The sequence below is a fragment of the Pseudahrensia aquimaris genome (genome assembly GCF_042676045.1).
GTDB classification, from domain to species: domain Bacteria; phylum Pseudomonadota; class Alphaproteobacteria; order Rhizobiales; family Rhizobiaceae; genus Pseudahrensia; species Pseudahrensia aquimaris.
Window position 1 is genome coordinate 1 of sequence record NZ_JBHTJV010000009.1, and the last position, 25,616, is coordinate 25,616.

The 25,616-nt window shown below is 53.8% G+C and carries 17 protein-coding genes; 8 read left to right on the forward strand and 9 right to left on the reverse strand.

The window, feature by feature from the left end; genetic code table 11:
* Window positions 1-216 precede the first annotated feature (216 nt).
* The 3 genes from ACFQ14_RS08855 to ACFQ14_RS08865 all read left to right on the forward strand — a co-directional run bounded on the left by ACFQ14_RS08855 (window position 217) and on the right by ACFQ14_RS08865 (window position 3,088).
* Window positions 217-681 (forward strand): thiol-disulfide oxidoreductase DCC family protein, encoded by a 465-nt coding sequence (locus ACFQ14_RS08855; RefSeq protein WP_377212377.1) that lies wholly within the window; start codon window positions 217-219, stop codon window positions 679-681.
* Window positions 682-685: 4 nt separating this feature from the next.
* A complete protein-coding gene (locus tag ACFQ14_RS08860; protein ID WP_377212378.1) occupies window positions 686-2,398 on the forward strand; it encodes a DUF4166 domain-containing protein in 1,713 nt (570 codons plus the stop codon).
* Between the two features lie 261 nt (window positions 2,399-2,659).
* Window positions 2,660-3,088, forward strand: a complete 429-nt coding sequence (locus ACFQ14_RS08865) for a hypothetical protein (RefSeq protein WP_377212379.1) — start codon at window positions 2,660-2,662, stop codon at window positions 3,086-3,088.
* A gap of 16 nt (window positions 3,089-3,104) precedes the next feature.
* On the opposite strand, the gene ACFQ14_RS08870 is transcribed toward ACFQ14_RS08865, so the two are convergent.
* Window positions 3,105-3,914, reverse strand: a complete 810-nt coding sequence (locus ACFQ14_RS08870; RefSeq protein ID WP_377212380.1) for a KilA-N domain-containing protein — start codon at window positions 3,912-3,914, stop codon at window positions 3,105-3,107.
* Window positions 3,915-4,150: 236 nt separating this feature from the next.
* Entirely contained in the window at window positions 4,151-5,116 is a 966-nt protein-coding gene (locus ACFQ14_RS08875; RefSeq protein ID WP_377212381.1) for an IS1595 family transposase, read from the reverse strand.
* 103 nt (window positions 5,117-5,219) lie between these two features.
* Between ACFQ14_RS08875 and ACFQ14_RS08880 the strand changes: the two genes are divergently transcribed.
* A complete protein-coding gene (locus ACFQ14_RS08880; RefSeq protein WP_377212382.1) occupies window positions 5,220-5,441 on the forward strand; it encodes a DUF6471 domain-containing protein in 222 nt (73 codons plus the stop codon).
* Here the strand turns inward: ACFQ14_RS08880 and ACFQ14_RS08885 are convergent.
* The 6 genes from ACFQ14_RS08885 to ACFQ14_RS08910 form a co-directional block, all read right to left on the reverse strand.
* The gene (locus ACFQ14_RS08885; protein WP_377212961.1) at window positions 5,438-5,863 is read right to left on the reverse strand and encodes a hypothetical protein; all 426 of its coding nucleotides are present in this window, start codon (window positions 5,861-5,863) and stop codon (window positions 5,438-5,440) included. The two genes, ACFQ14_RS08880 and ACFQ14_RS08885, sit on opposite strands and share 4 nt — an antisense overlap.
* Window positions 5,796-6,347 carry a Panacea domain-containing protein gene (locus ACFQ14_RS08890; protein ID WP_377212383.1) on the reverse strand — a complete coding sequence of 184 codons (552 nt, stop codon included), beginning with the start codon at window positions 6,345-6,347 and terminating at the stop codon, window positions 5,796-5,798. The genes ACFQ14_RS08885 and ACFQ14_RS08890 overlap by 68 nt, the downstream gene beginning before the upstream one ends.
* A 345-nt stretch (window positions 6,348-6,692) precedes the next feature.
* The gene (locus ACFQ14_RS08895) at window positions 6,693-8,030 is read right to left on the reverse strand and encodes an HlyD family type I secretion periplasmic adaptor subunit (RefSeq protein ID WP_377212384.1); all 1,338 of its coding nucleotides are present in this window, start codon (window positions 8,028-8,030) and stop codon (window positions 6,693-6,695) included.
* 28 nt (window positions 8,031-8,058) lie between these two features.
* The gene (locus ACFQ14_RS08900) at window positions 8,059-10,011 is read right to left on the reverse strand and encodes a type I secretion system permease/ATPase (protein ID WP_377212385.1); all 1,953 of its coding nucleotides are present in this window, start codon (window positions 10,009-10,011) and stop codon (window positions 8,059-8,061) included.
* Between the two features lie 5 nt (window positions 10,012-10,016).
* On the reverse strand, window positions 10,017-11,999 hold the full coding sequence (locus ACFQ14_RS08905) for a hypothetical protein (protein WP_377212386.1): 1,983 nt from the start codon (window positions 11,997-11,999) through the stop codon (window positions 10,017-10,019).
* A gap of 160 nt (window positions 12,000-12,159) precedes the next feature.
* Window positions 12,160-13,887: a hypothetical protein gene (locus ACFQ14_RS08910; protein WP_377212387.1), complete on the reverse strand. Its 1,728-nt coding sequence runs from the start codon at window positions 13,885-13,887 to the stop codon at window positions 12,160-12,162.
* Window positions 13,888-14,522: 635 nt separating this feature from the next.
* On the opposite strand from ACFQ14_RS08910, the gene ACFQ14_RS08915 reads away from it, so the two are divergent.
* The 3 genes from ACFQ14_RS08915 (at window position 14,523) to ACFQ14_RS08925 (ending at window position 17,330) form a co-directional block, all read left to right on the forward strand.
* Complete coding sequence (locus tag ACFQ14_RS08915; protein ID WP_377212388.1) at window positions 14,523-15,230, forward strand: response regulator transcription factor; 708 nt, start codon at window positions 14,523-14,525, stop codon at window positions 15,228-15,230.
* Window positions 15,231-15,258: 28 nt separating this feature from the next.
* Window positions 15,259-15,768: a hypothetical protein gene (locus tag ACFQ14_RS08920; RefSeq protein ID WP_377212389.1), complete on the forward strand. Its 510-nt coding sequence runs from the start codon at window positions 15,259-15,261 to the stop codon at window positions 15,766-15,768.
* A gap of 200 nt (window positions 15,769-15,968) precedes the next feature.
* A complete protein-coding gene (locus ACFQ14_RS08925; RefSeq protein ID WP_377212390.1) occupies window positions 15,969-17,330 on the forward strand; it encodes a transposase in 1,362 nt (453 codons plus the stop codon).
* 156 nt (window positions 17,331-17,486) lie between these two features.
* Here the strand turns inward: ACFQ14_RS08925 and ACFQ14_RS08930 are convergent, their stop codons facing one another.
* A complete protein-coding gene (locus ACFQ14_RS08930; protein WP_377212391.1) occupies window positions 17,487-18,206 on the reverse strand; it encodes a response regulator transcription factor in 720 nt (239 codons plus the stop codon).
* Between the two features lie 617 nt (window positions 18,207-18,823).
* Here ACFQ14_RS08930 and ACFQ14_RS08935 point away from each other — a divergent pair.
* Window positions 18,824-25,234 carry a peroxidase family protein gene (locus ACFQ14_RS08935; RefSeq protein ID WP_377212392.1) on the forward strand — a complete coding sequence of 2,137 codons (6,411 nt, stop codon included), beginning with the start codon at window positions 18,824-18,826 and terminating at the stop codon, window positions 25,232-25,234.
* The last annotated feature ends 382 nt before the right edge of the window (window positions 25,235-25,616 follow it).

The window sequence follows — 25,616 nt, forward strand, 5'->3', positions numbered from 1 at the left end:
CCAATCGTGATAATCTGCATGAGGTGGCTCCTTCATAACAGTGATGAAAACTGCACTATGGCGAATTAGACGCCGCGGTGGAGGAGCCATCCACACCATCCGCTTTATCGCGCTTCGCAATGCGAAACCGAACGTCCGGTTTCGGCCAGAGTGGCAAAGGGTCTCATCAACGTCCCGCCATTGCGTGATAGACTTTTCTCTAGGGGGTTCCTACCAATGAACATCTTTCCGAACAAAGCGCGTTACAGTTACCGCACCGATCCGGATGTGCCGGCCTTCGACGACAGCGGTCCGATCACAGTGATGGATGGTGAATGTGCTCTGTGCAGCTTTGGAGCACGGCTTATCGCGCGGTTCGACCAGCGCGAGGAGTTTCGTATCTGTCGGGCGCAAACATTATTGGGTCGTTCCCTCTTGATGCACTTTGACCTCGATCCTGACGACCCCGAAAGCTGGCTCTATCTCGAAGATGGATACGCATATACCTCGATGGATGGAATGATCCGCGCTGGACGTAGGGTCGGTGGGGTGGGCTGGCTCCTCCAGTCGTTGCGTATTGTCCCGCGGGCTGTACAGGACTGGCTTTATGTCCGTCTTGCTCGCAACCGCTACCGCATGTTCGGGCGCACGCAGATGTGCGAATTACCCGATCCGCGCCTTCGCGCACGGTTGATGGAGTAAATGTATGCGCGTTGTGGTTCTCGGCGGTTACGGGGTTTTTGGATCAAGGATCGCGACACTTCTGGTCCGTGACGGCATGGAGGTCTGGATCGCCGGACGGCGTCGATCGGCGGTGGACGCCGAGGTGCGGCGTCTGGGATCACTGGCCAGACCACTGGAAGTGGATATTGACGGCGATCTGTCCCCGATCTTCGAACCAAATCCGCAACTTGTCATCGATGCGGTTGGTCCGTTCGGGACCTATACCGACCGGCCCGATCCTTATGCGGTCCCGCGCGCCTGCCTGCACCACGGTGCCGATTATGTCGATCTGTCAGACGACGCCACGTATACTCAGGGCATCGTTGCGCTCGACGAGGAAGCTCAACGTTTGGGCCGACGCGTCCTGTCGGGGGCGTCGAGCGTGCCGGGTCTGTCCTCGATCGTAGCGAGCACGTTAGTGGAAGACATGTCCGAGGTTGTCTCGATTGAGACGGCCATCCTCCCGGGAAACCGTGCGCCACGGGGTACATCCGTTATTGCCGGAATCGTGAGCCAATTGGGCAGATCGATACGCGTATGGCGCGGCGGCGTTTGGCGGCCAACACCCGTTTGGGGAGAGCCGGCCGCTATCCGATTAGCACCTGACCTAAAGCGCGTTGGTCGCATGATCGAGGTGCCCGATCTTGCGCTCTTTCCTGCGGAATTCGGTGCCCGTTCCGTAACGTTCCGCGCGGGAATGGAGATCTGGCCACTGGACAGGGGAATGCAAATTCTCGCGATGGTCCGTCGCCGCTTCCCTTTTGCCGTCACGACACGACGCGCTGGTTGGCTAAGGCAGCTCGCCACCCTCCTAGAGCCATTCGGCACCGACCGAGGAGGCATGCGAGTCGCCGTTGTGGGGCGGAAGGCCGGAGGGCAAGAGGTCGAACTCTCCGAATGGTGTCTTGTTGCGGAAGCGGGCGAAGGCCCCTTCATGCCGGGGATAGTCTGCCGCACCCTCGCGCGTCGCATTGCCAACGAGCAGAAGGACATTGCGCCCGGCGCCCGCCCCTGTCTGGCCGAGGCCACTTTGGAGGAGATCGAGGATGCCTTGGGAGATCTGGCGGTCAAAACAACACGATACCGACGGCCATTTCCTTCGCTGTTCCGTTCGGCCATAGGGTCAAACTGGCATGCGTTGCCCGCCGAGGTTCGTCAGTTGCACGACGTGCATGAGATGGAGAGCTTTTCGGGTATCGCGCGGGTCGAGACAGGGCGTTCTTTTGTCGCTCGTATCGTGCGGACGGTCTTCGGATTTCCAAACGCATCGGAGAGTGTATCCGTTCGCGTCAAGAAAACGAGACACGGTCTTCCCGGTGCCCCGCGCGAGCGATGGGAACGCTTTTTCGGGCGTCAGCGTTTCATGTCGCAACTAAGACCCTCGCAACGCGCTGGCCACATTCGGGAGCGCTTCGGCCCGCTGGAGTTCGAACTGAGGCTTGAGGCAGAAGCGTCGGGCGTGAATTGGCATGTCGAACGAGGATGGTGTTTCGGTGTGCCGCTCCCCGGCAAGCTGCTTCCTATAAGCCATACCCGCGAACACGTAACGTCAGACGGCTTCAGCTTCGACGTCGGCCTTCATGCTCCTTTCGGCCTCGGCTTGATCGTCCGTTATGTCGGTTGGCTGAAGCCGGATGAGGAAGCCGCAGCGACTTCGGCCATTTCGGAATTAGCGAAACAGAGCGCCGAAAGCTGACGGGTTAGCAACGACCAATGCTCGCTGCATCAGCTCCTGCTTAATGCAGCGAGATACGTTCACAACTTTAACCCCTTGAGCTGGCGGAGGCCGCCCTCGCCTTGCACGTTCCTTTTGTCGTTCGTTGATAGGCATTCCGCCTCAGGCATTGCTTTCCTGACCTACTGTCGTTCACTCGGAACGTCCGTTAACTCGGTCTTAGGTAGCAAAGGTAACAAGTTTCCGACTGCATGAGAATCCCGATTGCGATAAAATCGGTGAATGACAAAAAGCACTGATACCCACCTAGTCTCCGGCCTTATCCGCAAGCGCGGTGAGATAGCAGGCCAGCACAAAGCCGCTGTAAAGGCCGCTGACGCAATCAAATCAGATCTGGACGCATTGGACCGCGCACTAGCCATATGCGGTTATAAGGGCGACCCACACGGAATAGAGCCACGTGGCAAATACAAGACGATGTTTGTTCGGAATGAGTTGAAGCTAATGATTATGGGGCGCTTGAAAGAAATCCCCGCCGATGATCGGGCAATTGCGGACCAAATCATTCAGACAAAGGGCTGGGAAGCCGATGGCGAGTTAAGGCTGGAGATTATCAAGCGGGTTCGCCATGCGCTCCAGCGGCTTAAGAATACGGATAGGGTTGTGTCGGATTTTGGGCCGAATGGGGCGTTGTGGAAACGGGCGACCTAAGCCGCCTGATAAATGACTACGCAGCTTTTGTTGGAAGTAGTTTCGGGAGATACTCCAACGCCTTGCGGTCGCGTGACCCAAAGTATTCTACGGCCTTGGTTGGCAACCAAACCTCTCGGAAATGTTGTCGCCATTCAGCCAAAAGGCTTTCAGGATACGCTTTCGCCTTTACTCGGCGACCATCTTCAAAAACGTGAGTGTATTTAGGAAGGGCATCTGTATCTACGCCCTTCTTCCGCAGCCAAGCACAGAACATGCGGCCATCTGATATGTCGGGCATCATTGATTCAGGTAAAGTGTATCCCCAAATCTCCATTGGGGCGATTAGCGCCTGTGTCAATGGGGCGATTAGCGCCTGTGTCAATGGGGCGATTAGCGCCTGTGTCAATTCTGTCAAAATGGAGAAATGCCCAACTGGAAGGTTTTGCTGGTTCGCGACGTATCGTCGTAAATGATATGGAAGGTCACCATTGGCAGACTTCGGTGCCTTGCCATTCATCCAGTCATAAACCCATTGGCTGACCTTCACTGCGAACTCGCCAGAAAGCCATTGCGCCAAATTGATTGCGACCTGCGGGTGAACCCAGGTGCCTTGGAACCTAAGGTCCCCACCCCTTTGTGACACGACAAGCCCCGAAACCGGAATTCCGGTTTCGGTTTCAAGGGCTGCTAGGAATGATCGTGTAGCTGCCAGAATTGAATAATCGTTCCAACGCTTATCTGCGGCTTGGCACATTGCCGTGGCATTAATATAACCGTCTTCTGGCCGTTGATAGATTATTGCACCCTCCGCTTTGTGAGGGATTAGTTCTAAGTGTGCTTGCATCACATTAAACTTTCTTTATGCGATGCGGCTGAAGCTGTGGATAACGGTGTTGACAAAATGTCACCAAATCAGACTATGTGTCCTTGTTATAACAAACTCCAGCCGCAAGGTTGGTTTAGGAAGCCAGCGTCTAACCCACGCTGGCTTTCGCGTTTTTGACAGCGAATCAGCCATCAAACTCAAACGATTGAATCTATCGGGCCTACAGACAACTGCTGATGCTGATTATCCCCAAATTACGCAGCCTTTCGTTGCCAATAGCCTTTCCAATTCCGGCTAACAGCTGATTTCATGGCATTACCAACTGCACGGGCTGCAAGTTTCCCGTTGCTTTCAAAGCGGTGATCTTCAAGCCATGCAGCTTGGTTTGCATACTGATATAGATACTGTGGGCCAACGTGGTGATGTTGGCCTTCAACCATGCGACGCAGACGCGAGAAGAACGATTCCACCATGTTCGTATGCTTGCCGTGGTCGCTATAAACGCGGCTGTGGTTCACGCGGTCAACTTCCCAACCATCATGCAGCAAATCCCAGTGTGAGGCTTCGTCAGCGGCCATGGTTGCGTTACGCGATACATTGTCGATTGCCAGTGCCACGCCTTCGCTTTCGTTCATGGTGACAAATGGCAATGTGCGCCCGAAACGCTCACGCAGGGCCACCACAACGCGGCGCTTGCCTGTCTGGTTTTTGGCGAGGCGACGATCAACCCGGTCCTCTTTCCAGTTGTGAGGGCGAACGTGGCCGCCGTGATATTGACCATCGATTTCCACAACACCGTCCAGTTCTTCGCCTGTATGAACGTCCATAGCCATTGCTTCGCGCAGCTTGTGAGCCAGCACGAAGGCGGTCTTGTATTGGCAGTCCAGATCACGGGAAAGCTGGACGCTGGAAATGCCCTTAGCGCCGTTTACAACAAGCGTGATAGCGGCCAGCAAATCGGTGAAGTCCATCTTGCGGCTGGCAAAGATCGTGCCGGAAGTGATGCTGTATTGGTGATGGCAGGCGGCACACTTGAAGCGGTTACGGCTTGGCACGTCATATGAACGCTCACAGTCGCACTTTGGGCATACGGGCTGACCGTCTGTCTCAGGCCAACGCAGCTTGCGGAACATGGCTTTCGCCTTTTCCTCACCGCCCTTGTAAATCTCTTTCAGAGACAAGGTGCGGGAAGCTGCTGAAAGTCTGAAATGCTGTGCCATGAAACTAATATCCTCGTTATCTTCCTAACGAGTATAGTATGGTGACATAACGTTTGCAATAGGATATATAACATTTACGTTAGTATTTTAACAGGAGCGATATATGCCAACGCAAACAGAATGGGAATCAAAGGTCTCCAATACCCTCAAAGCTGAATTGAAGCGCAAGGGCGTCACTTACGGTCAGCTTGTTGAAAAGCTTGCCGATATTGGTGTTGAGGAGAAAGAAATTAACATCGCCAACAAGCTATCGCGCGGCAAATTCAGTGCGGCGTTTCTGTTTCAGTGTCTGGAGGCGATTGGAGAGCGAGAAATTAGGATTTAGTCATCTCTATGCCTAAACGCTTGCTCCAAAAACAGTGTTGCTAGCACTACCAAAAGGCCCCAAATCACGTTGAAAATAACGCTCTCCAACTTTGTAGGATTATCAATGAAAGAACCTACCCAGATAGCTATCAGATAAAGGAAACCTAAGGTTAGTAAAAGGCTTACAAGGCAGGTTAAGCCAAAAGCAAACCAAAGAAACCATCTGCGGATTTTGCTTGTTGTCGTTCGATTATCAGAACGAACTTTTCTTTTGTGGTTATCTTCATCCCCAGTTGAAAAGCCTTCGGTTTGGGCAATTCCTCGCCCGAGATCATCATCTCCAGTTTCCTTTAGACGCTCTAAATCGGAAAGTTTATTCTTGTGCTGCGTCGAGGTATCTGGAGATGCGCTCTTTGTAGTGCGAGGCGATGGTTTCGTCATTCAATGCTGCGCCTCGCTTCTTTGGGCTATAGACTTCCGCCCAAGGCGAGTCGGTTTCGTGTGTTTTGTTTCTCAAGGCTGAAGCACTAAATCTCTTATAACCACCCCAAACTTTGCTCAGAATGAACTGAAGCTCGCTATCTTCAAGAGAAATACGAGGTTCAATGACTTCTTCGGTAAATAGATCCTCTTGAGTTGCCCTCTCGGTAATTGGCTCTCGGCCAAAACGTCTAAATTCGTTAAGCAACGAACTGATTACGGGGCCATGATCTAACGCAATTATTTTTTCATCAAACAACTTTTTGCCAGTCAACGCTATGTACCATCCGTAAGCGATGTAAACTAGCTTAACTAGCTTCATTTGCGTAATCGTGATGCCTTCCTGGTCCGCTCGGTCAAGAAAATAGTTTGCAATTTGTTGCGGCGTTGCGGTCATATCACCATTGAATTGTGCGCAGGCGTCCTCCCAACGGGCGCGAGTCACAATTGTCTCCCTGTCAAGTCTTTTAACGATTCTATGTGTCAAGTCTACGGCGGGGATAATTTTCCTATAGGCACTTTGTAGCAGGCTCACTACGCCTAGCGCTGATCGAGCGATCACGGCCTAAGCCCCGTTCCAAAGCTTGTTACCTTTGATGCATAAGGCCGCGTTAACTGCATTTGGGCGGCCTGATGCCGAACGTCCGCTTACGGCCAAATGCGTTCAACAATTGACGCAACCCGTCATGTTTGAAGTCGTCGTTAATCCAACTCTGCATATTATGATCTCCTTGCGTCAAAACCAGGAAAGACGTTGTCCGCAAAGCGAGAGGTCATTTAGGTCTTTGGCTCACTGTTCACGAAACGCGCGGATCATCGAGTCTCGAATTGGACGGGATAGATAGTCAAAAAAGGTTCGTTGTGCTGTCTGGATCATGATTTCGGCAGGCATGCCTGGTGTCGGTTTGAAACCGGGAACCCGGGAGAGTTCCTTGGCCGACAAGCTGACACGAGCAACGTAGACTTCGGCTTCCGATGCCTTGATGCCATCGGGCAATGCGTCGGCTGACACATAATCTACCCACCCCTCTAAAACGGGCGTCGTGCGCTGGTTCAGAGCGGTGAGCCGAACGGTGGCCATCTGACCATTGCGCACACTGTCAATGTCCGATCTTGGAACCTGCACTTCAATGATAAGCGGCACGTCTGTTGGAATAATCTCGGCGATTGCCTTGCCGGATTCAATCACCCCTCCCGGCGTGTGATAATGAAGCCGAACGACGGTGCCAGACACCGGCGCGTTGATTGTCGCCCGTTCTAGCATATTGGCGGCGGAACGCCATTGTTCACGCACCGCATCCAGCTCGCCCTGGATTGTTTGCATTTCGTCGATTGCCGCTTGCCGATAGGTGGATTTCGTTTGGGCAATCTGTTCGATGAAGCGATCCGATTGCGCGTTGGTTTCGTCAACCTCGGCTTGAAGCCGTGCGATTTGTCCCGCGGCGTCGGCAATCGCGCGTTCGATTTTGTGAATTTCCGGTTTCCGGATCAGACCTTTGTCAAAAAGTGTTTTTTTACCTTTGTATTCTTCCAACAGCAATTCCCGTTGCCGGTTCATGGATGTGTGTTGTTGTTGGTATCCGTGGGCGCGAAAACGCAGCGCTTCAATGTTGGAGCCGAGCATGGTCACATCGGATTTGATCTTGCGGCGGGTGGATTCAAAAGACAGTTTTTGGCTTCGCAGAATGGAGGCCACTTCGGGGTCGGCCATGCGCTCCAAAATGTAAGGCGGCCATTCAATACGGTCTTTACCCTGCTCCTCAGCCATCAACTTTGCATTGGTTGCTTCCAGCCGCGCGCGCCGCAAAGATAGTTCACGCTCTCTGGCTGCTGCTGCGGTTTCGTCAAGCTGGATAATTGGTTGACCGACCAGAACATGATCCCCCTCGCTGATGAGAATTTCCTTGATGATGCCGCCTTCCAAATGCTGGACGATCTTGTTTTGCCCGGTCGCAACGAAGCTCCCCTGAGCGATCACGGCTGCGGCAAGCGGCGCGGTGAACGCCCACGCGCTGAAACCACCGACACAGGAGCACAGAAGGGCGAAACCCAACAACGAGTGCTTGACGATGGAGCGGGGCACTTCCGCAAACCATTCCTCGTGTGCCAATTCTTGTTTTCCAGCCATAGCCGTCTCCATCAGGTTTCAAAAAGCTTCAAACGGTCTGCATTCCTGCCTGCTGGCGCTCCGCAAGCGCCTGAAGCACCTCATTGCGTTCTCCGAACATCGTGACGACCCCTTCATGCAGGACCATGATCTTGCCCACATGGGCTAGAAGCGAGGGCTTCTGCGTGATTGTGACGGTCGTAATGCGGTGCTTGCGCGCATGATCGAGCGCCCGAGCGAGTGCATTGTCGCCTGATGTGTCGAGGTTGGAATTGGGCTCATCGAGAACCAGCAAACGGGGATTACCGAAGAACGCTCGTGCTAGTGCGATGCGCTGTTTTTGCCCGCCTGAGAGAGGACTGCCATCAGCCGTCACCACGGTTTCATATCCTTCAGCAAAGCCCGCGATCATGTCGTGAACGTCTGCTAGAACCGCCGCTTTGAAAATCTGTTCATCAGTGGCGTCGCTGCGCATACGCGCGATGTTGTCTTTAATTGAACCAGGAAAGAGTTGCACATCCTGAGGCACATAACCGATGTTCTCTCCAAATTGACGCTGGTCCCAGTTGCGTAGGTCCATGAGGTCAAGCCGGACATTGCCAGAGGTCGGGAGAATCGACCCGACAAGCATTTTGCCCAAGGTTGTTTTACCGGCGCCGGAATTGCCGATAATGCCGATGGACTCCCCCGGATCGAGCCGGAAGGAAAGACCGTTCAGCACCACCCGCTTGGTGCCTGCGGGCACATAAAGCAGCCGTTCGACATCAAGCCGTCCCTTTGGATCGGGCAGCTTCAACCGATCAAAGTTCAAAGGCGACGCCTTGAGCAGCGACGCGATCCGGCCATAAGCCGAGCGTGACAGAAGAAACTGGTTCCAGCCTTCAATCGCCCCTTCGATGGGAGCGAGCGCCCGACCTGCAATGATGGAGGCGGCAATCACCATGCCGCCCGTCAATTCCCCATTAATGGCAAGAAACGCGCCCCAACCGAGCATTCCCACCTGCGTCAGCAAACGGATGCCTTTTGACAGGGCGGCAAACCAGATGTTGCGGTCTTGAGCGATAACTTGAGAGGTCAGCGAACTTGCCGTGTCACGTCCCCAAATGCGCACGGCTTCGGGGATCATCGCCAGCGCATTGATGATCTGCGAATTGCGCGACATCGAATCCAAGTGAACGTTGGCCTTAGACTGATGCTTGTTGGCGTCGGCAAACGGTTTGGACGTTGCCTTCTGGTTGATCAACGCAACGATCAAGAGGGCAAGGGCGGTGGCACAGACGATGAAACCCAGATGGGGGTGGATCAGAAAGATCGCCAGCATGAAAATGGGCGCAAACGGTCCATCGAGAAACGACATCAGCGTTCCCGATACCAAAAATGATCGCAATTGCTGCAAATCGCCCAGCGTCTGATACTCGCGGCCGGAACCGTGCAGCGATGCCCGCGCAGCGGCGCTCAGGATGGGTGATCCAAGCTGTGCGGCCACTTCAACAGCGGTGCGCATGAGAATGAACCGCCGGATGGCATCAAAAAGCGCCTGCAGGATCACCGCCGCTGCAATGATGATCGTCAGCATGATGAGCGTATCGACGGAGCGGCTCGTCAACACCCGGTCGGAAATCTGGAACAGATAGATCGGTATCGCCAAAACCAGCAGGTTGGTCGCGAAGGTGAACACCATCACAATCATGATGTTGCGTCGAACCGCGCGTTTGGCGGCGGTCAGGGCTTTTGTGAAGTCGATTGGCCCCAAACGCTCGTGAAAGCCTGAAACACCTGCAATCTTCTTGGAGGCGGGATCGGGGCCAACCGGTTCGCGATCACCGTCAATCGTCTTCAAGTATGGCTTATCGCCATCATCCTCTTTTTCTTCGGCATTCTTGAGGTTTTCAACCGCGTTATCCACTTTGGCAAAAGACTCGCTGATGCCATCCTCCGCCTCTTTGAGCTTTTCGTTTGTCGGCTGCGTGTCCTTGGGGGACTTCTGCTTTTTTCTTTTCATACCCGTTACCCTGTGACGGACTGCATGACGTCGACGGTGTTTGTCTCGGCTGATGCGGTCGCGCAGATGAAGTTTTCGTCTTCTTCAGACGTCATGCCGATCATGTCGTCAGCCAAAAACAAGACAGCCTCCGAAGCAAGCTGACTTGAGCCGATGGGTGCGAGAGGGGCTTCGGTTTCTACAAAATTGGCCTGATGCAACAGAGCATCCGAATAGATCTCACCACCCACATAGGCGGTGGTGTCTGTCCCGTAGTCGATGATGGTAGCGAGGTTCGCGAGAAGATTGCCTCCAGCCTCAAAACCGCTGTCTCCATCCGTGAGCCCACCAGCGAATTGAATCTGGTCGGCATCGCTCAGCACATTGGTTTGTCGGATGTAATTGAGATCGATTAAGTCGCCCTCGATATAGAGAACGCTCAGGAAATCGTTTCCGGCAAAGTGGTCGTCTCTGAAAATGCTCTTTGTGAGATCGCTTCCACCATCCTGCAGATTGCTGGCGGCTTCCAGATAGGCAGAAGGCAGCGCCTCGAAACTGGTCTGACCGATTGTGTGAATTTGCGCTCCGTTCCAGAGCACATTCCCGGAAGACAGGATCGAGGATCCGTCATCCCCCGCCAAACGATCATCGTCCAGCAGGATGTTTCGCTGGTCGATGATGTTGGCAGCGAAGACGCTGCCCGAAACGATGATCAAATCGTATTGCAATCCCAACTCGAACAACGACACGAGGTTGGTGGAAAGGTTGTCACCCATCTGCAGCATCAGCTCAGACCCTTGGTGCTCCCATGAGATGATGTCTTCGTCGTAGACAGTGTTGAACTGTTCCAGCCAGTTGAAGCTGACCAGATTGGTCTCCAGTCGAGCGATGCCCCAGTTCTCGGGGAAGTCTGGCGTGCCTGACGTTTCGCCGGTCATGGCTGGGATCGGTGCTGACGCCACCGTGATACCGGCAGTGTTCATTGCAAGATCTTCAACCGCGTGGGTGAAGGCTCCGTAGTCGTTGTTTTGCCAGACATTGGTCTGCATGACGATTTGGAGCGACGTGTAGTTTCCCATAACGGCCATGACGGGAGCGTCAGTCCACGCATCCTGTAACACGGCCTGATTGGACATCTCGTTCTTGCCGGCTGAGGCCGTGTAACCGCCCTCTTGCGAAGCCCCTGCGGAACTTCCGTTGAGCTGTGGTTGAGTGGCCGGGTCGGTGGCAGGGGGATTTGTTTCCGCAGCGTCCTCCGGCTGGTGATGCTCGATTGCCAGATTGAAACTGGTCAATGCATCGCCAGCCTGCCCGTTGGAATGAAAACCTTTTGCCGCCCCGCCCAAGTGAAGCGCCCCTTCACTGGTCTCCGGCGGCTCCGCCTCGCCTTCAGCGTGAAGCGCCTTCAACGCCTCTGCGGCATGCTCGATTTTCTGCATGATGGCATCTTCGTTCGCCAGATTGTCGTCCACAGACAAGGGAACCAGTGTGTTGGCTTGGCTGGTGAGGAAATCCAGCTGGTGTTCGAAGCTGTCGTAGGAGATGGGGTCAAAATCCACAGGCGCGTTGGAGAGAACGTCCCGGTCAAGCAGAGCGGTGTTCTGGCCAATCACGATGGCAACCGATCCGGCTGGGTCCAAATCGTAGGGTCCACCTACCGCAGAAGGCCGGCCAACGAAGACGTCGCCAAACGGATAGGGCGCCGGCGTGAGCGCCGCAGCGTCAGACAGCGGTGCAGGCGACGGGGAAAAAATGGGAGACAGCTTGAATTGATCTTCGGAAAAGTAAGGGTATTCTGGCCATTCATACTCGTAATCGACGTTGGGCTTCATGCCGCGAAGATCGTAATCCGCCAGAACCGTTACTGTGACTTGCGTGATGGGAGCCGCGTCGGGCAGAGGAGGCTTCCAGAGGGGAAATTCGTCGTATTCCTCGCGCATTCTGGCGCGTTCGAGTTGGATTGAAAAAACCCCGATGAAATGCGCGATGGTCTCTGTGATATGATCCATTGATGCGAGCCTCCGTAGAATGGCTGGTCTGGAACCAACCTTTGACTAACTGCCCCTGCACGTTTCGCTTTCAAATCCGTTGTTTTGTCGAACCTTCATTTTTGTAAAATGGGAGCAGCAGGCCGGATTTTGACATCCGGCCTGCTGCCTTGGTGTTGTTCTACGCGGCGTCGTCCTCGCCGGTGATCGTTGAGATGTAGTTGCCACCAACCACATTCATATCGACCGTGTTGCCGAGAATGTTGGCACCCATCACAACGTCCATGTTGAAGGCGTCCGTATCGATGACGGCACTTGCCTGAGCTTCCGAAATGGCAGTGGTGAAACCATCATCGCCATTGTTGGAACCCCACATGCCGCCGTCACCGGCTGCACCGACACCGCCGGTAGAAGCTGTGCCACCGGCACCGCCTGCTCCACCGTCACCGCCGATTGCCTTGGCATAGGCTTTTCCGCCGGATGCTTGGCCGCCCATGGCGTTGCCGGAATCGGCTTTTCCGCCTGTGCCGCCTTCACCATAACCTGCGCCGAGGCCGAGGCCGTGACCGAAGCCGATGCCGCCGCCGTCGCCGCCAGTGGATGCTCCACCAGTTCCGCCTGTTGCCGCGCCGCCGGTTCCACCGGGACCGCCTGCACCGCCGGCACCACCGGAACCACCGGCTCCACCAGCACCACCTGCGCCACCGTTACCGGATGCGCCACCGGGGCCACCAGTGCCGGGCAGGGAGTCGCCGCCGCCGAAGATGTCGCCGATTGCATCACCGATCGCATCAATGATGCCTCCGCCATCTTCGCCAGGAATGGCATCACCGCCAGCGCCACCAGCGCCAGATGCGCCGCCAGTTCCGCCTTGGCCGCCTGATCCGCCGGACGCGCCTTGGCCGCCCTGGCCGCCTTGGCCACCATGGCCGCCGCTTGCCGTGCCGCCTGCGCCTGTTGTGCCGCCTGCTGCGCCTTCGCCAGCACCGAGGCCGATACCGCCGACGCCCAGACCAGTTCCGGTTCCGCCAGCACCGTCGCCAGCATGGTTCAGGCCGCTGTTAGCGTGTCCGCCGTAAGCACCTTTGGCCATCGCAAGAGAGTACGCGTCGCCGCCATCATCACCGTCGCCACCGCTAGCTTTGGCGTAATCGCGCGAAGAACCACCATTGCCGCCGGCATCGATGCCGTCGTCAGAGGTTGCCGTTCCGCCGTTGGCGTTACCATTTTGCTGCCAGTTGTTGTTGTTCTGAACGCTGGGATTTTTCAGCGTGTCATTGTCAACAAGGTTGGCTTGCTGGCTAAGCGCCATGCCGGTGTCATTGCCCGCACCATTGAGCGAATTGTTCAAAATGTCCTTGAACGAAACGTCATTGCCGGGATCGAAATCAACCTTACCGTCGCGGTTGATAATCGAGTCAGTGATCGAGGCATGGTCCAGATCGACGAAGTCGTTGTCATCGGGGTTGTCGAGCCCTTTGATTCCGACCTTCACATCCACGTCCACATCCGTCTTCGAATTGTTCTTCACGTCAGTTTTCGAAGTGTTTGTGGAGTGGTTTGTGGCCTTGCTGGTAGCGGTACCGGTACCCATTCCGTTGGCCTTGGCGTGGCTGGCGGCGTCTGCCACACCCACGCCTGCGCCCAGGCCGGCACCAAGCCCGGCACCCACACCTGCACCAGTTGCATCACTGGAATTGGTGTTGTGGTTGCCGTTGTAGTTGCCGTTTCCGTTGCCGTTCAGGTTGAGGTTGCCGTTCCCGTTGAGGTTCAGGTTGTCACTCGATTGGCTTTGGTCCTGGCCTTGGTGTTGACCCTGGCCTTGATGTTGGCCCTGGCCTTGATGTTGGTCTTGCCCTTGGTGTTGTTTACCTCCCCAAAGGCCCCATAGGTTTTTCTTACCAGACATTGATTTCATCCTTTATGAAGGCGGCGTCGCCATCATTCTTCTGCTGAATGGCACTCTGCCGCGGGTTGATTTGAAGCTGCGTTGCAGCTCATTCGAATTCCTGCTCATCACAAAATGAGCAGATGCAAGTTTCTGTTTTCGTTGGCTTTCCTCCCATCCCTTGAGCGAAATCAGGATGCACGTCACTATGCAGCTACACTTGGTAGTTGCGGTCATCGTGTTGCCCCTGATTTGGAAATCCGCGTGTGGCGGATGACTAATTTTGCGTTGAAAAACCGCTCGATTGACAGCCAACAATTTCGGTTAAACCCATCGGGCTAACCTGCTCTGACATGAGCTAGATCTGCTCTAGATCGGATATAGACGGGTGTTGGTACGCCTTTGATTGAGGCAGGAACCACAATCCAAATGACGTGAAGAAGATGCCTCATGTCGGGGCGTTATATGAAACGTCGTGCTGGATTTTGGCGCGTGTATTGGCAGTGTGAGAAATGCCACCGATACGAAAAAACTAAATCTTCTGATATATTTACCCTGGGTCGTGAGGCCGACTAAGCTAGGTCCAACAATCAACCGAATGACTAGAAGGGGTTTTCGCAAAGCACTGGTTGCGATGCGGTGAGGAGGGATATCCGATGTCTGACATTGGAAATGGCAGAACTGCAACCTACTCCAGCAGGCTTGTAATCATAGGATTTGGTGGAGCATTTCCAAGTCTGCCCAAACGGCTGCTCGCGGAGGAGTATCCAAATCTGCAGATTTCTGAATTCAGGACCGTCAGAGAAACACTGGACGATGTGGATGAAGCACCGGAACTCGTTTTGATCGATGAGAATTGCTGCTGCGAATTGGTCGAAGATTGCCACGATGCCAAAACCAAATTTGGTCGAGCACAAATCGCATTGGCCTATAGTGGAGCATCGGTTTCAACGGAGTGTTTGCATGTGTTTTTGAAAGAACGGGCCGTTGACAGCTTTCTCCCGATGGACATCTGCATTGATGCATGGCTCGCAACCATTGGACTCTTGCTGAAAGGTGGTCGCCACATACCGCCCGACTTGGTAAGCGGTCTTCTGAGCAAGCAGTTTGAGGGAGACTCTCCGGCCACCAAAACCGCAGCCACAAAACCAGACTGTCCGGCAGCCATCAGAATCTTAACACCGAGAGAACTGGAGATCCTGGACCTTGTTGCACTTGGTCATCAAAACAAGATTATTGCGGCCGATCTGGGTCTTTCGGAGAATACAGTCAAACTCCATCTCCATCACATCATCACCAAGCTGAATGTGTCCAACAGAACGGAGGCTGCCGCACATTATCACGTTTATCGTGCGGCCAAGTAGGTCGATGTCCAAGCAACCCAGACATGTGATGCAACACGATCCACGCGCACCCGGTGGACAAGAGTTTGAAGAACTTCTCTCGCTCCTTGGACGTTTGAACTATGTATGGACCAACACAGAAAGCGTCTTGATACATGTCATCGCGGGATTGGCGCGCACAGATATCGATACCGCGACTTTGGTTTTTCTAACGCTGAACACCACAAGGGCGCGGATCAATCTTGTTGAGCGGCTGGTCAAGTTGGAGCGGGAATCGGACAGTTTACGGAAAGAAATTCTGGCGCTGACCAAGCGCCTTTCACAGGCTCTGGCGCTGCGCAACAAGTTCAATCACTGCATCTATTCATTCAACGCTGACGACGGTAGCGCGCAGGCAATTTTGATGCGCATTCAAGATCGGGCCACACAAATCCAGTACGGAAAATCACAAGCGGTTAACGCCGGTACGATCGCAAAGACTGAGCAGGTGCTCGATGATTTACGAGACATAAATGACCATCTTTGGGCGATCATATTGAAGCAGAGTTACCCCATCTGACAATTGCTTCTTGGAATGTTCGCCTTTGGCGGTAAGGGAGCAGAATAGGCTGATTACATAAGGGAAAGTTTTTGGGAATTTGGGCGGCAAATTACGATTGCCGACGAATGACCGCTATGGGCCGATTTTGTTGAAAAAGGCGGTGTTGCTGTTGGTTTAAAGTGCTGATTCAATTCTCCTCAACGGAGGAGGATTCGGCGATGATGGGCAAGCAATCCGAGGTGCAGGCAGCGCTGTTCTACGAGTTCAATCTGGAGGAACACGTTCCCCAAAACCATCTGTTGCGGTTGATCGATCGGTTCGTTGATCTGGCAAGTCCTCGTCGGCAATTGGAACCCTTCTACAGCGCTATCGGTCGCCCCTCCATCGATCCGGAATTGATGCTGAGGATGCTGCTCGTTGGGTATTGCTTCGGAATACGCTCGGAGCGGCGGCTTTGCGAGGAGGTCCACCTGAATCTCGCTTACCGCTGGTTCTGCCGTCTGGATTTAACGGATGCTGTGCCGGACCATTCCACATTCTCGAAGAACCGCCACGGGCGCTTCCGCGAGAGCGATCTGTTCCGCAAGCTTTTTGAGCATGTCCTGTCACGGTGCATTACAGAAGGGCTGGTTAGCGGCGAAGCTTTCGGTGTGGACGCTTCCCTGATCAAGGCGGATGCCAACCGCGAAGACGGCATAGAGCCAAAGGAATGGTCGTCTGCCGACCATGCCAGCCGCGCAACAAGCGAATATCTCGACACGCTTGATGACGCCGCATTCGGCGCTGCTACACCGGTCGTGCCTAAATACATCTCACCATCCGATCCTGCGGCGCGCTGGTCGGCTGCGGATCGGGGTAAGGCCTACTTCCGGTATTGCACCAACTATCTTGTCGATCTCGACCACGCGATCATCGTGGATGTGGAGCCCAGCGCACCCATCAGGCAGGCAGAGAACAAAGCCGCCCGCGATATGATCGAACGCACAATGGACCGGTTCGGTCTCTACCCAGCGCGACTGGCTGGAGACACCGGCTATGGGTCAGCCGAGATGCTGGGATGGCTGGTCTATGAGCACGGAATCGAGCCTCACATTCCCGTCTTCGATAAATCAGGCCGCCGTGATGGCACATTCACGCGCAGCGACTTTCGCTACGATCACACCCAAGACGTCTATCACTGCCCCGGCGGCAAACAGCTTCACCAATACAAGCGCCTCTTCAAGAACCCACGTGACACGATCTGTTCCGATGGTGTGCGGCGTTACCGCGCCAGCAAACATGACTGCGAGGTTTGCCCGTTAAAACACCGCTGCGTTCCCACAGAGCCTGCGCGCAAGATCCTGCGTTCCATTAATGAAGGCGCAAGAGATATGGCACATGACATCGCCAAGACTGATGCCTATGTCATATCGCGCTGCCAGCGAAAGAAGGTCGAGATGCTCTTCGCCCATCTCAAACGCATTCTGAAGCTCGACCGACTACGTCTTCGAGGACCAAACGGAGCGAGAGACGAGTTCCACCTAGCCGCCACAGCTCAGAACCTCAGAAAACTGGCGAAACTGGTTCCGGTGGCGGTGTAAGACGGTCAGGAAGGTGGTCTCAAGCCGATTACAAGCAGCTCAAAAATCGGACTTTTTCAACAAAATCGGCCCGAAGCGGACTTTCAGTTTTGTATGTTTAAAGGCAGACAGCATGCTATCAAGCGTTTGCCTGCAGAAGCTTCACACGCTTAATTATTAGGAGGTTGGTTTAGGGTATCCTAAAACGTAACCGTTGCCCCGCACCGTGTTCAAAAGCCTTTTCGTGTGACCGCCATCGATTTTTCGTCTCAACCGATGGATATTGACCTCCACCACATTCGTTCCCGGTTCAAAGGCGAGTCCAAAGGCTTCCTCTAAGATCCGTTTACGGCTAACGGGTTCGTGCGCATGACGTGCAAGGCAAACAAGGATAGACATTTCTTTCGAGCTCAACCGTATCGGACTTCCTCCACGGATAGCGACGCCACTTTTTTCCCAAACCTCAAGATCGGAGAGACTAATGGCGGCCTCTGCTTCGCTTACCGAGGGCAGCAAGCTTTTAATGCGCGCCAGAATGCACTCAACTGAACTTGGGAACGGAAAATAGTTGTCTGCTCCAGCTTCGTAGGCAGAGATACTTTCGTGGGCTTCAGAAGAAATTCCACAGATTATAATAGGTATTGTTGGAAGTGTTGCTCGCGCATGTCTTAGTGCGGAAATCCCGGCTTCATCAGCCGCCCATTGCACAAAAATGATTGCTGATACGTCACCGTTCTCAATCTGGTAGCGCGCTGCTTCGTAGTTTGCAGCTGCCCTGCTGTGCAGGCACGCTGTGGCAAATAATTTTGCCTGCTTGTTGGCGCCAGCAAGTGGCTCCTGCGAAGCGCTTTCGATAATCAGTAGATATCCTTGTCCAGCACCATGATAAATGCTCATAAAATTCCCCCCACGTCTTAAAAAAGGCGGGCCCCGTGCCACGATTATATTTAGAAAAAAATCTTTGTCTACAAACCCTTGGTTCGCTCAATCAGTTGTCACTTTGAGCGCCAATGCTGACAATCAGTCATCTTTTGACATCACGACTCACACTGGATTCATTGAGGTTTGAGCAAAGAATTGAGAGTGATGCTCCGCAAAACAAATCAAGCTATTTGCAAATTCACCCGTCAATTCCTCATTTTTGTATATTAGACTTTAGTCTAATATTTGAGCGCCGACTCTCTGTTCAGTTTTTTCTTTCCGTGCCATGTCCATTCGTTCGAAGCTGAATTCGGGCCTTTGTGGACAAAAGAGTCCGCACCGCAAGGTACCGCTGAAGACACGAAAATTTTCTAATATTGTAATATTTTATCCGCTTGTAATATTTCGAAATTTCGAAATTAATAAATTATGTAATAATAAGAAATTTGAAATATCATAGAAATATGTAATATTTCGCAATTTTGAATATTACGAAATTATTCACGTGAATAAAAAGCATTATCATAACACTGTTATTGTTCAAGGGTTAGCGAAGTAAGCCCGTTTTGGGTTTGTTGTGGAGAATTATTATTATGACCGGCAAGATCAATTGGTTCGACATGCAATTCATGTTCGACAACATCATCTTTGGCGATTCACCGCCGCAAGGAACAGATCCGTTCAGCTTACAGGGTATTCGAGCGCTGGACGGTGCAAACAACAACTTGCTTGATCAGACTATTGTCGATCAGCACGGTCAGGTGGTTCATACTGATACGTTTGGCCTGCTCGATCAGAAGTTCTTTCATCTGTCAGGCAGTACATCTGACCTCGCCTACGATGCGCCAGCAATTGCTGCGCCATTTATCATAGATTCCTCACCCCGCACGGTGAGCAATCTCATTGCGGATGTGGATCAGCCTACGGGCAATCCGCTGAACGCTGGCGATCCGGCCAACGACGTGTTGCCATTCAACAGCCTGTTCACCTTCTTTGGCCAGTTTTTTGACCACGGTCTGGACTTCGTGCGCAAGGGTGGTAACGGCACGGTGGCGATTGAAATCCTGCCCGGTGACGATCTCTATGTAGAAGGTGGCTTGAACATGATGTTCTTGAGCCGCGCTTCTGTTGATGCAAACGGTGACGCTGAAAATTCCACCGCGCCTTTCATCGAGCAAAGCCAAACCTATGGCTCGCGCGCGGAGACCACCTTCTATCTGAAGGAATATGAAAACGGCGTCGCAACCGGTGATTTGGTGGGCGGCGAAGATGGTATGGCCACGTGGGCGGACATCAAAGCCAACGCTCTGGGCTGGGCCGTCGCAAAAGCTATCGAAGAGGGCGGGCCAATCCCGACTGAAATGCTGCTTGACGAGCATGTGTTGAACATCCCCAATCATGCCATGTGGGATGTGGCGACAGCCAGCTTTTTGCCTGGTGCAGAGACCGGCCAACCATTCCTCGCTGATATAGCACATTCTGCAAACCCGGCTGACAGTATGGGCGCCTCGCTGACCGCAGACATCGATTCTGACGTAGGTAATCCGCAAGTGGCCGGGGAGTTCGACAACGAACTGCTGGAAGCGCATTTCATCGCCGGCGATGGTCGGGTCAATGAAAACACGGCTCTGACGTCTATCCATGAGGTGTTTCACAACGAGCATTCAAGGCTGTTGTCGCAGATTAAGGACTTCGTCGCACAGCAGGAGATTCTTACACCCGGATTTGCCGCCCAGTGGGATGGCGATATGTATTTCCAAGCCGCAAAATTGGCCAACGAAATGCAATATCAACACATGGTGTTTGAAGAGTTCGGGCGCCGAATGAGCCCCAACATCGATGAGTTCAACTCTTATGATGTGAACATCAACCCAAACATCTCGAGCGAGTTTGCTGACGCCGTTTACCGTCTCGGTCACTCAATGTTGACGGACAACGTCAAAGCGACCGATGCACTGGGCGCGGTCACTGACAACACTTTGGTTGATGCATTCCTCAACCCAATTCTGTTCTCCAATATTGGCGGCGCTGACTTCCTGAAAGGCGCTCAACAGGAACAGGGCGCGGAAATCGACGAATTCGTGGTCGATGGACTGCGTAACTTCCTTGTGGGGCTGCAACTGGACCTTGCGTCACTGAACATCGCACGGGGACGCGATACCGGTATCGGTTCGCTCAACCAAGTTCGTTCGGATTTGTTTGCGCAAACCGGTGAGGCTTCACTGGAAGAGTACCACAGCTGGGACGAGTTTGGTGCCAACCTGCTCAATCCAACGTCGCTGGTGAACTTCATTGCGGCCTATTCTCACGATGCAGACATTACTGACGCTCGAAACGGGACCGGAATCTATTTCAACGCGGTCGATAACCGCGAAGAACCGGACCTGGATGCGGCGCGACTGCTTGCCCAAGACAAGATCGACAACGATGCAGCATTCATGGGCATCGGTGGAGACCAAGGTTTCTGGGACATCGACTTGTGGATGGGCGGACTTGCCGAACAAAAAGTGCCTTTGGGCATGCTTGGTTCCACCTTTGATTTCATCTTCGCTCAGCAAATGATTGCGCTGCAAGATGGTGACCGATTCTATTATCTGGCGCGACTCGGCGGCACCAACATGCTCGATGAAATCGAGTCACAGACTTTTGCTGACATGATTTCACGCGCCACAGGTGCAACACATCTGAACGGCGATGCGTTCGGCTTTACCGATGTATTGACGGAGCTTTCCTCTCTGCAGATCGACGATCTCATCAAGACGCCGTCGCAGCTTCTGGACCTCGTCCATGAGGTGATTGGCGGCAACAACAACAACAACACGATTCAAGGGGGTGCGGGCAACGACACTATCTATGGAGAGGGCGGCATTGATATGCTCAACGGTGGCGCCAACGACGACCATGTTTATGGCGGCGACGGCGACGACTTCATTTATGGCGAGGTTGGTTTTGACTTCCTCCGCGGCGATGCAGGCGACGACCAAATCCATGGTGGCGCAGACGACGACGCCATTTCCGGCGGTGACGGTGATGACCTGATCTACGGCGATCAAGGCTTTGATGCAATTTTGGGCAATGCTGGCGATGACACCATCTTCGGTGGCAACCAAGACGACGAAATCCTTGGTGGTTTGGGCAACGACACTCTCTACGGTGACAATGGCGCTGACGGCATTGATGGCGGAGACGGCAACGATGTCATCTACGGCGGCAACGGCGACGACCGTATGTTCGGCGGCGACGGCGATAATCTGATGATTGGCGGCGCAGGTGCCGACCAAATCGACGGTGGCGTTGGTGGATACGACATCGCATCGTATGAGACTTATCGCGATAGCTTCGTCTCGGGCACTGTGCCTGGGCTTACCGTCGACATGCTTGATCCGGCACTTTCCACCGGAGACGCACGCGATGATCAGTTCGGTGATATCGAAGTTATTCGTGGCTCAATCCACAACGACCAATTGCTTGGCGACGATGTCGACAACGTTCTGGTCGGTGGCCAGGGAGATGATGATCTCACTGGCAGGCTCGGCAACGACACCATGATCGGTGGTGAAGGCGACGACTCCATCTTGGGTGGTGCTGGCATCGATACAGCTCTGTTCCGTGGCAATTTCGCCGACTTCGTTTTGGATCCAGCAGTGGGCGGCGTTACCGTCACGGACATGAACGTCGCCGACGGTGATGAAGGGTCTGACTTTGTCGCCAACGATGTTGAGCTGCTGTCATTCGACGATCTCATTCTCGACCTCACGACGGGTCAGAACGTGCCGTTGATTGATCTCAGCGATACGCACACGCGGATGCAAAATGGGACGGAAGTCATCGGTGAACTGGAGGCCGATGTTGATCTTGTCGATGGCACAGTGGTGGGAGGTGCCGGAATCCAGGTTGCTGACATTCTGATTGCAGACCCAGATGGGCCAAACGGGGTTCGCACCCTTGCTGTTGTCGGAAGGGACGCTGCCGCATTTGACATCGTCAACACACCAGGTGGACCGGCTCTGTTCTTCATCGGTGGCGGCGCTCTCAGCGCAGTCAACTACGACATTAAACCCATGTATCAGGTGACTGTGAACGTTACAGACGCTTCCGGCACTTCAGCGGTCAACCTGACCGTGAACGTGCAAGACGTGAACGATAACGCTTCAGTGTTCACCTCAGGCGACCGCGTCAATATAAACGAAGTCTCGCAGAACATGCCGGTCTCGATCGCCCATGAAGTGCTCTATCGCCCAACAATGGACGATATGGATACAACGGGAGACACTATCGTTTACACACTGGCTGGACCTGATGCTGATCAGTTCACGTTGATCAATGGCGAATTGCGGTTCGACGGTACATCGCCAAATTACGAAGACCCGCAAGATGCGGATGGTGACAACGTCTACGACGTAGTTATCGAAGCCTCAGACGGCGTGCACCCCACAGTGACCAAGGCCTTGAGCGTTCACGTGATGGACATTATGGGCTCGATCAACGGCACTCCCGGCGAGGATGATCTTGTTGGCAATTCAGGCAACGATGCGATCTACGCTTTTGAAAGCAACGACGATGTCGAAGGTGCTGGTGGCGATGGCGCGGATACGGCCCACTATACCGGCGCAATCAGTGATTATTCGTTCAACATCGTTGACACTGACGGCACGTTACAAGTCATCGATAATCGGCCTGGTTCACCAGACGGAACAGACTTGTTGCAGAATGTGGAGCTGTTTGAATTTGATGGCACTCCGGGCACTTCCCCGGCAGTAGCGCTGTTCTCGAACGCCCCCGTTGTGCCGAATGAACCGGCTGACCTTGGCGCTTTGGCAGAAGATTCGCCAGTCCTTATCATCAACAGCACGGATCTCGTTAACGGGTCGTTTGATATCAATGGAGATGCGCTAAACGTAACCGATGTTTCGGTGCCTGCAGGCAAAGGCACCATCAGTTTCGTTAGCTCAAGTGGTGGCATAGACTTCTACAGCTACCAACCGGCAGCCGACGACGACACGGACGTTGTCATTAGCTACAGCGTGACAGATGGGGCAAACACGACGCCATACTCGGCAGTTCTTGACCTCACACCTGTCAATGATGATCCGGTTGCCAATGGCGATACCCTCATGGCGACCGAGAATACGGCAGTCACATTCGCAGCCATAGATCTGCTCGGCAATGACGCGGACATCGATGGCGATACGCTGACGATTTCGTCAGTGATGTCGGTAACGGGAGGAACGGCTGTTCTCAATGGAGATGGATCGGTAACATTCACACCCACTCCAGCCTTCTTCGGAGTGGCTGGTTTTGTCTACACCGCCAATGACGGCACCGTGGACAGCCCGCCAGCAACTGTGGTCGTGAATGTTGCACCGGTGAACGATCCGCCGGTAGCGAATGATGACACGCTGACAGCGACGGAAGATACGCCAACGATGTTTGCTGCCATCGATCTCTTGGGCAACGATACCGACGCTGAAATGGACCCACTTGAAATCAGTTCAGTGACCTCCGGTGCTGGTGCAACGGTAATGTTGAACCTGGACGGATCTATAGCGTTCAACCCGGAGGCGGATGTTAATGGCCCCGTCACTTTCACCTATGCAGCCTTTGACGGCACGTCGCATAGTGCTGAAGCGACTGTCACAATTAATGTGGCTGCCGTGTCCGATGGGACCGTCATTACTGGCGACACGACCAATACGGTTGAAGAAGAAAGTGGCGTTGTCTCAATTGGCGATCTGGATGCAGACGATCTTGATCCAGAAGACGCAGATGACGTTTGGAATGCTGCGGTGGTAACCCAAGGCACATACGGCACACTGTCGATCAATGCCTCGGGTGAGTGGGTCTATAGCCTCGACAACAGCAACGCGGCTGTGAACGAACTGAACGGTGGTGAGGTGCTCCAAGACACAATCACCGTTGAGGCCGCTGACGGTACACAGCAAATCATCACTCTTGATATAAATGGAGCGCTGGAAGTTGTGACGGGAACGCCATTCGCTGACGGTCTTCACGGTAGCCAATTCGGTGATGCAATCTATGGCATGGAATCCAATGATTTGCTGAGTGGCCATGGTGGTCATGACGAGATCTACGGCAATGCCGATGACGACACTCTTCATGGCGGTCTCGGCAACGATATCCTCGATGGAGGCACCGGCTTGGACACAATGTATGGCGGGTTGGGCAACGACATCTATTTCGTTGACCACGCCGACGATGTTGTAACCGAGCTGGCGGGAGAGGGTGCAGATCGCATCTTTGTTGACGGCGTCGCCTCCATCACCGTTGCCGACAATATCGAACGACTGACCTTCCTTGACGGAGGCAATCACGTTGCTCGAGGTAATGCGGGTGATAACCGCATCGAAGGTAACGCGGGCATGGATAAGTTTGTGATTGATGCTGGCGGTGCCGATATCTTTTCAGGTGGCAGTGGCCGCGACACGTTCGATGCGCGCAGCAGTCTCATTGGGCTGGAATTGCATCTTGAAGACCAAAGCCTCAACGCAGGTGCGGTTCAAGATGACACCTTCGGCTCGATGGAAACATATGTCGGTTCCAGCACTGCATCTGACTTTATGATGGCAGGAGATGGCCGGGCTCGTTTCGCCGGTTCCGGTGGCGACGATATGCTGATTGGCGGTGCCCAGCACGATTACATCCAAGGAGATGCCGGCAATGATATGTTGTTCGGCGGCGGACTGCGTGATGTGCTAATAGGTGGCACAGGCGATGACGATCTCACAGGCGGTAGCGATCGCGACAATTTCCGCTTCATAAATGCAGGCTTCGGCCAGGATACCATACACGATTATGAAGATGGGCTTGACTACTTACGTATATTCTCGGCAGTAGCCGACGAGCTTTCGGATTTCACAATCACGGGCAATGGCACCAGTTCCGTTTTGATGACGCTCAATGCTGATCCATTGAACACCATCACTTTAAACGGCGCTGGGGGCGCCAGCGTCTTTATCGATGACGGCGACCTTCAGTTCTATTGATACCGCTTCCCCGACCGCTATCGACTGAACTGAAAACGCGTCGCGGTCATGCTGGGCCGCCTTGAGAAGGACCTGTCCAACTCAAGGCGGCTTAGACCCTTTCTAGCACTGGGGAAAACTTAAAAAAGACAACTACCTTGCCGCTTAATTCTAAGTCCAGCGTGCATATTCTTTCGGCACCCATCACTGCTCAGATGGTCGGCATTCACTGAGCAGAGCTATAGTATCCGCATTTGAGAATAATCTGATAGCAGGAAAGTCGTGTTTGGGGGCGATAGCGGACTTCTGGAACACTCATAGCCAACGTCCGGTTCCCCAATAACAGACTTCCGCAGCACTCAGCCGTTTCACGTCTCCTCCTAACTTTTCTGCATGTTTAACT